The sequence below is a fragment of the Streptomyces europaeiscabiei genome (assembly GCF_001550375.1).
Taxonomy (GTDB): domain Bacteria; phylum Actinomycetota; class Actinomycetes; order Streptomycetales; family Streptomycetaceae; genus Streptomyces; species Streptomyces europaeiscabiei.
On record NZ_LRTR01000153.1, the window covers coordinates 1 to 7,335 of the forward strand.

Here is a 7,335-nt window from a genome sequence, read left to right on the forward strand (position 1 = left end):
CTGGCTCGCGCGGACCCCTCGGCCCTGCCCACCACCACAGCGCCCCCCGCGATCCAGCGTCAGGCACCCCGGACCGCCGTACCCCTGCGCCGCCCCACCCCCACGAACGGCCGCCCCTCATCCCCGGGCACCGGCCCCGCCGTACAACGCCTCACAGCCGACAAGCCCAACAAGCCCGGCAAGCCCACCGCCCCGTCCCGTACGGCGCTCCCGCTCACCGTCGCCCCCACGACGCCCCCGCAGCCACCCCGGCGACCGAGCCCCCTCCCCGCCAGGCCGGTCGCCGCCCAGCGTCAACCCGCCCACGCCCCGAAGACACCCGGCACCACACCCACCACCCACGCACCCGCACCCGCACCCGCACCAATCCAGCGGGCCCCAGGAATCCCCCTCCGTCCCACCCCCGCCACCACAACCACAGCCGTCTCACCCGTAACAGCGACCGCAGCCACCACGGCAGGCACGGCAGGCACGGCAGGCACGGCCACCAAAGCTCACCGCAGCGCGTCGGCCGATCCCCCGCCCCCCTACTCCGCGGTGGACAACGACGCCTCCTCCAAGGCCCCGTTCGACCCCCGCGCCCTCACCGACTTCCAGCTCGACGAACTGACGCACAAGCTCATCGGCCGGATCACCCGCCTCGTGCGCACCGAACTCCGGCTCGACCGCGAACGAATCGGCAAACTCCGCGACCCCCGCCACTGATCACCACCGACCCCACCGCCGACCCTCCGCCCACCCACACCGGCCCCATCGGCCGCCGCCCCCGCACCACCAGAAAGGCCCTCCCCGATGCCCCGCGATCTCGACCCGGGCTCCACCATCTTCTTCACCCTGACGATCGACGGCGAGAGCCTCGGCTACTTCAACGGGTGTGAAGGGCTGTCCTCGACGGTGGAGATCGAGCACCGCCAGGAGGGCGGGAACAACGGGTTCGTCTGGCAGTTCCCGTCGCGTGTGACGTTCTCGAACATCCGGCTGACGAGGCCGCTGACGCCGGACACGGCGAAGGTCGCGGCGTGGATCTCGTCCGTGGCGACGGGCGTGAAGCGGCCGACGGCCCAGATCGCGGCGCTGCGCGCGGACGGCTCGGAGGTCGCGCACTGGGGACTGATCGACGTCCTGCCGGTGAGCTGGCAGGGGCCGTCCCTGGACCCGGCGAACCCGAGCGTGGCGACCGAGGTCCTGGAGATCACGCACCACGGGTTCACGGACTGAGGGGCGGAGACAGAACATGGCGAAGGGCAGCAAGGGCGGCGCGGGCAAGAGTCTCGTGCGGGCCACACTGGCCATTCACGAGCCGCCGGTCGGGACGAGCACGACGCCGGGCGGGCTCATGAGGACGTTCGGCTTCGAGTTCAACCCGGCGGAGCTGACGCTGCGCCGGGGCGCCCAGTGGAAGACCACGATCAGCGCGGCCGTACGCGACGGCGCCCTCCCGGAGTTCATGGGACCCGAGGCCCGGCAGATGAACGTCGAGATCTTCCTCGACTCGTCCGCCAAGCCGAGCGGCACCACGGTGCTGAAGAAGGTGGAGTCGCTGCTGTCGTGCTGCGAGGTGACGGCGAAGAGCCTCGCCGCGAAGCAGCCGTCGCCGCCCTGGGTGGTGTTCCAGTGGGGGTCGTTCTCCACGGCCCGCTTCACGGCGTACGTCAGCTCCGTGGACGTCACGTACTCCCTGTTCGGGACGACCGGTGTGCCGATCCGGGCCACCTGCCGGATGTCGCTGCACGAGATACCCAGTACGACCAAGGGGCAGAACCCGACGTCGGGCGCGCTCACCGCGCAGAGCGTGCACCGGGTCGTCGCGGGCGACTCGCTGCAGTCGCTGGCGTGGCGGGAGTACGGGAACGCCTCGGCGTGGCGGGCCATCGCCGAGGCCAACGGCATCGACGACCCGACCCGGCTGCCCACCGGCATCGAACTCGTCCTCCCGGCGGCCGAGGAGGTGGGTCTCTGATGGTGAAGCCGTCCTTCTCCAACGTCATCCATGTCACCCTCGACGGCGCGAAGCTGCCGACCGAGTACGCCGATCTGCTGGTCGGCGGCTGGGTCGATCTCGGAGCCGGGGTGCCCGGCGCGTTCCGGCTCACCTTCCGGGACCCGCACGGGCTGCTGCTGGGCAAACTGAACGTCAGGTTCGGCAGCAAGGTGGTCATCGCGCCCGTCGCCGACGGGCAGGGCGCGGCGTCCCCGCTGCTCACCGGCGAGGTCACCGGCATGGAGACCGACTACGACGGCACCGGCACCTTCACCGTGGTCCGCGGCTACGACCCGGGCCACCGGCTGATGCGGGTGCGCAGGGTGGCGGCGTACCGCAATCAGACGGCCGCCGACATCGCCCGCAAGCTGGCCGGGACGAACGGCATCCCGGTCGGGCAGGTGCAGTCCACCAAGACCGTCTACGACTTCATCAGCCAGTCCAATGTGACCGACTGGGACTTCCTCGCGCGGCTCGCCGACGAGAACGAGATGGTGATGTCGCTGGACGCCAAGGGGAAGTTCCAGTTCGTCAAGCCGAAGCCCGCGTCCGGAGCGCCCCCGACGAGCACGCCCGGCGAGAAGAGCCCCTTCGTGCTGCAGGCCGGTGTGGACATCCTGCGCTGCCGGGCCGCCGTCACCGCCGCCGACCAGGTCGACAAGGTCGAGGCGCGCGGCTGGAACGTCACGACGAAGAAGAAGCTCACCGCGACGACCCCGGCGAAGGCCAACCCCGGTATCGCCATCGGCACCACCCCGCAGAAGGCGGCGGCCGCGTTCAAGGCCGCGAAGCTGGTCGAGACCGACACGCCGTACGACCTCCAGAGCGAGGTCACGCACGCCGCCGCCTCCCTCGCCGACGACATCACCTCCTCCTTCGCCGAGCTGGAGGTCACCGTGCGCGGCAACCCCCAGCTGCGGCCCGGTGTGCCGGTCACGCTCACCGAGGTGGGCGCCCCCTTCGAGGGCAAGTACACCTGCACCTCCGTACGGCACTCCTTCGGCGACGGCAGCCACTACGAGACCTGGGTGACCGTCAGCGGCCGGCAGTGGCGCTCCCTGTTCGGGCTGACGTCCGGCGGCGGTTCCGGCTCACCCCGGCTGCCCAGTGTGGCCAACGCGCTGGTCACCGACGTGCAGGATCCGCTGAAGCAGGGCCGGGTGAAGCTCCAGTTCCCGTGGCTGGACGACACCTACGTCAGCGACTGGACGCGAACCGTGCAGATGGGCGGCAAGGGCGGCGGCGGGATCTTCCCGCTGGACGTCGGCGACGAGGTGCTCGTCGCCTTCGACCGGGGCGCGCTCGACCACCCCTTCGTCATCGGCGGCCTCTACAACGGCATCGACAAGCCGACCCCCGTGAAGGACGTGTGGCTGCACGACCCGGTCAAGAAGAAGGCGATCCGGCACACCCTGTCCGACCGGGAGGGCAACCGCGTCGACCTGCTCAGCCAGCAGACCGGCCTGCGCAAGCAGGGCGTCCGCATCGCCAGCGGCAACGACCGGCTGATCATCAACCTCGACCGGACGAAGACCGAGATCACGGTGGACAGCAAGGGTGCCGTCAGCATCACGGGCGGTACCTCGGTGTCGGTGAAGGCCGGAACCGATCTGACGCTGAGCGCGCTGCGGTCCGTGACCATCAGGAGCGGCGGCCCCCTGAACCTCCAGGGCCAGGGCATGGTCGGCCTGAGGTCGCTCGGCGGCGCGGTCAACATCAACGCGGTGGGCGCCATCGCCGTGAACGCGGCCGGTGCCGCGACGATCAGCGCGGCCGGGACCGTGCAGATCAACGCCGTCGGCCAGGCCGCGCTGCGGGCGGCCAACGTCGACATCACGGGCATCGTGCTGGTCAACAAGAAGCCGTACCCGATCCCGTGACCGATTCCGTATGCCATCCCGATTCCCATCCCGATTCCCATCCCGATTCCCATCCCGAGACCGATCCCGTATGCGGTCCCGAGACCGATCCCGTATGCGGTCCCGTGACTGCCCGGAAGTCCGCCGAGCAGACCGGCGAGAAGTCCGCCGGGGAGTCATACGTTCCACAAAGAAGGGTGGCCCGCTGATGGCCGAGCAGTTCGTCGGATCCGGCTGGGCGTTCCCGCTGCGCATCGGACCCACCGGGGGCATCGCCCTGGTCAGCGGGGAGCGCGAGGTCGAGGAGGCCATCCGGCTCGTCCTGGCCACCGCGCCGGGTGAGCGGCCGATGCGCCCCGAGTTCGGCTGCGCCATCCACGACCTGGTGTTCGCGCCGGTCAACGAGGCCACCGCCGGCCGTATCCAGCACGAGGTGTACGCGAGCCTCGACCGCTGGGAACCGCGGATCGAGGTGACCGACGTCGACGTGACGGCGGGCGCCGACCAGGGCGTCCTCTTCATCGACGTCCGCTACGCGATCCGCGGCACCAACAACCCGCGCAGCCTGGTCTTCCCGTTCTACGTCATCCCCTCCCACGACGAGCCGGACCCGACTTCCGAAGGCTCCGACCGTCCCGAAAGCGACCACTGATGGCCCTGCCCTCCCCGAACCTCGACGACCGCCGCTTCCAGCAGTTCGTCGACGACGCCAAGCGCTACATCCAGCAGCGGGCCCCGGAGTGGACCGACCACAACGTCTCCGACCCCGGCGTCACCCTGGTGGAGACGGTCGCCCACATGGCCGACCAGATCGTCTACCGGCTCAACCGGGTGCCGGAGAAGAACCATCTGGCGTTCCTGGACCTGGTGGGCATCACCCTGTTCCCGCCCTCGGCGGCCCGCACGGACGTGACCTTCTGGCTGTCCGCGCCGCAGGAGGAGCCGGTGCCGCTGCCCGTGGGCACCGAGGTCGCCACCCTGCGCACCGAGAGCGAGGAGGCGGTCGTCTTCGCCACCGAGCGCGAACTGTCCGTCGTGCCCTGCGAGTTGCGGTATCTGGTCACCCAGCGACCCGGCGAGCCGGTCGCCGACCGGACGGCCGACCTCGCCGAGGGCAAGGACCTGATGTGCTTCGCCGAGTCCCCGCGGCCCGGCGACTGCATGCTGTTCGGGCTGACCGCCGCCGTGCCGTACTGCGCGATCGTGCTGGAGCTGGACAGCGTGGTCGACGGCGTCGGCGTGGACCCGCGGCAGCCGCCGCTGGTCTGGGAGGCGTGGACCGAGGACGGCTGGACGGCGTGCGAGGTCGACCGCGACGGCACGGGAGGACTCAACCGGCCGGGCGAGGTGGTCCTGCACATGCCCGGCGGGCACACCCTGTCCCGCACCGGCGGACAGGAGGCCGGCTGGCTGCGCTGCCGGGTCACCGAACCCCTGTCCGGCCAGCCCTTCTACACCACCTCGCCGACCGTCCGCGCCGCCGAGGCCTTCACCATCGGCGGCACCACCACCGCCGTCCACGCCGAGACCGTGTACGACGAGGCCCTCGGCGAGTCCACCGGCCTGCCCGGACAGCGACTGCGCCTCGCCCACTTCCCGGTGGTGGGCGACACCCCGCCCGTCCTGCTCCAGACCGCCGAGCACGACGGCTGGACCGACTGGGACGTCGTCCCGTCCTTCGCCGCGTCCACCTCGTACGACCGGCACATCACCCTCGACTCCGCCACCGGCGAGATCGCCTTCGGCCCGGCGGTACGGGAGCCCGACGGCACCCTGCGCGCGTACGGGGCCGCCGCGCCCAAGGGTTCCGTCATCCGTGCCGTGCGCTACCGCACCGGCGGCGGCAGGGCGGGCAACGTCGCCCGGGGCGCCATCCGGGTGCTGCGCACCTCCGTCCCGTACGTCTCCGAGGTCGTCAACCGCGAGGCCGCGCGCGGCGGTGTGGACGCCGAGACCGTGGAGGAGGCGAAGGTCCGGGCGCCCATCACCCTGCGCGCCCAGGAACGCGCGGTGACCCTGCGCGACTACGAGGAACTCGCCCGCCGCGCGGCCCCCGAGACCGCACGCATCACCTGTCTGGAGGGCGAGGAGGGCGAGCACGGGGCGTACGCGGTACGGGTGTTGGTGGTCCCGCAGGCCGTCCCGGACCCGGGTGGCCGCCTCCGCTTCGAGCAACTGGTCCCCGGCGACGCGCTGTTGCGCCGCATCACCCGTCACCTGGACGAACGCCGCCTGATAGGCACGCGGTTGGCGGTCGGCCCGCCCTTCTACCAGGGCGTCACCGTCGTCGCGACGCTGCACGCCTTCCGCGGCACCGACACCGACCGGGTCCGCCGCCAGGCCCACGACGCGCTCTACCGCCACCTCGACCCGCTGACCGGCGGCGCCGACGGCCGCGGCTGGCCCTTCGGCCGCCCCGTCCAGTCCGGCGAGGTCTTCGCCGTGCTCCAACGCGTCCCCGGCGTCGAACTCGTCGACGACGTCCAGCTCCACCCCGCCGACCCGCTCACCGGCAAACGAGGCGACCCCACCAACCGCATCGACCTCTCCCCGCCGTCCCTGGTCTTCTCCTTCGACCACCGCGTCCGGGTGATCGGGGACAAGCCGTGAGGGCCGCGCCCCGTCAGGGGCGCGGGGAACTGCGCGAGCGACCACAGACAACCCGCAGCCGCCGAAGAACAGCAGGCCCCGAGCTACTGGGCACCTCACCGAGAGGCGACCGCACATGAGGGGCTCCATAGACGGCCTCGGCTCCCCCACCCCCATCGGCACCATGCTCCCCGCCGTGTTCGCCGACGACGACCTCGCCCAGCGCTTCATCGGCGGCCTGGACGACGTACTCGCCCCGATCCTGTCCGTCCTCGACTGCCTGGACTCCTACTTCACGCCGTCGCTCGCCCCCGTGGACTTCACCCAGTGGCTCGCCGGCTGGGTCGGCGCCGAGACCGACGGCACGGAACCCGAGGCCCGCCTGCGTGCCGCGGTCGCCGCCGCCGCGTATCTGCACCGCGTACGCGGCACCCGGCGCGGGCTGTCCGAGGCGGTGCGCCTGGTGTTCGGCGTGACCCCGGAGATCACCGAGAGCGGCGCCGCCTCCTGGGACGCCCGCCCCCTCGGCCCGGTCCCCGGCGAAGCCCGCCCACGCCTCCACGTGGCCCTTCGCCTGCCCGACCCCACCCCCGCGGACGAACACCGGCTGGACAGCCTCGTGGCCGCCGCCCGCCCCGCCCACATGCCCTACACGGTCCAAGTGACCGCCGCCGAAAGGATCCCCGAGAGATGACCAGCCAGACCCCCGGCACCGGCCAGGCCCAGAGCTGCGCCGAATGCGGAACCCGCGGGGAGCCCGGCCAGTCCTTCTGCGACGCCTGCGGCGCGGTACTCGGCTGGTCCGGAACCCCGGCCCGAGCGACCACGGGTGGCACCGGGAGCGAACCCACCGACCGCGCGGGCGCCGGACACCCGACGGCCGACACCCCTGCCCCGGCTCCGGCG

Annotated in this window: 7 protein-coding genes and 1 pseudogene; all 8 read left to right on the forward strand. The window is 72.0% G+C overall.

Annotated elements, in window-relative coordinates; all coding sequences use genetic code 11:
* Nucleotides 1–705: hypothetical protein (locus AWZ10_RS51390; protein WP_159058224.1), on the forward strand; the 705-nt coding region annotated here is incomplete at its 5' end.
* An 87-nt stretch (nucleotides 706–792) separates the two neighbouring features.
* Nucleotides 793–1,218, forward strand: coding sequence for a phage tail protein (locus AWZ10_RS06865; RefSeq protein ID WP_037695699.1), 426 nt, complete (start codon nucleotides 793–795; stop codon nucleotides 1,216–1,218).
* Nucleotides 1,219–1,234: 16 nt separating this feature from the next.
* A complete protein-coding gene (locus tag AWZ10_RS06870) occupies nucleotides 1,235–1,960 on the forward strand; it encodes a CIS tube protein (protein WP_037695697.1) in 726 nt (241 codons plus the stop codon).
* The gene (locus AWZ10_RS06875; protein WP_046709281.1) at nucleotides 1,960–3,861 is read left to right on the forward strand and encodes a VgrG-related protein; all 1,902 of its coding nucleotides are present in this window, start codon (nucleotides 1,960–1,962) and stop codon (nucleotides 3,859–3,861) included. The genes AWZ10_RS06870 and AWZ10_RS06875 overlap by 1 nt, the downstream gene beginning before the upstream one ends.
* Nucleotides 3,862–4,048: 187 nt before the next feature.
* Nucleotides 4,049–4,492, forward strand: coding sequence for a GPW/gp25 family protein (locus tag AWZ10_RS06880; RefSeq protein ID WP_046709280.1), 444 nt, complete (start codon nucleotides 4,049–4,051; stop codon nucleotides 4,490–4,492).
* Nucleotides 4,492–6,450: a putative baseplate assembly protein gene (locus tag AWZ10_RS06885; protein ID WP_046709279.1), complete on the forward strand. Its 1,959-nt coding sequence runs from the start codon at nucleotides 4,492–4,494 to the stop codon at nucleotides 6,448–6,450. The genes AWZ10_RS06880 and AWZ10_RS06885 overlap by 1 nt, the downstream gene beginning before the upstream one ends.
* A 115-nt stretch (nucleotides 6,451–6,565) precedes the next feature.
* On the forward strand, nucleotides 6,566–7,123 hold the full coding sequence (locus AWZ10_RS06890; RefSeq protein WP_037695689.1) for a phage tail protein: 558 nt from the start codon (nucleotides 6,566–6,568) through the stop codon (nucleotides 7,121–7,123).
* Nucleotides 7,120–7,335: pseudogene (locus tag AWZ10_RS51395) on the forward strand (zinc ribbon domain-containing protein); the annotation flags it as partial. The gene AWZ10_RS06890 and the pseudogene AWZ10_RS51395, both read left to right, overlap by 4 nt.

Excerpts from the sequence above, each read along its gene's own strand:
- AWZ10_RS06875 (WP_046709281.1), top strand. The coding sequence starts at position 1,960 with ATGGTGAAGCCGTCCTTCTCCAACGTCATCCATGTCACCCTCGACGGC.
- AWZ10_RS06870 (WP_037695697.1), top strand. The coding sequence starts at position 1,235 with ATGGCGAAGGGCAGCAAGGGCGGCGCGGGCAAGAGTCTCGTGCGGGCC.
- AWZ10_RS06890 (WP_037695689.1), top strand. The coding sequence starts at position 6,566 with ATGAGGGGCTCCATAGACGGCCTCGGCTCCCCCACCCCCATCGGCACC.
- AWZ10_RS06865 (WP_037695699.1), top strand. The coding sequence starts at position 793 with ATGCCCCGCGATCTCGACCCGGGCTCCACCATCTTCTTCACCCTGACG.
- AWZ10_RS06885 (WP_046709279.1), top strand. The coding sequence starts at position 4,492 with ATGGCCCTGCCCTCCCCGAACCTCGACGACCGCCGCTTCCAGCAGTTC.
- AWZ10_RS06880 (WP_046709280.1), top strand. The coding sequence starts at position 4,049 with ATGGCCGAGCAGTTCGTCGGATCCGGCTGGGCGTTCCCGCTGCGCATC.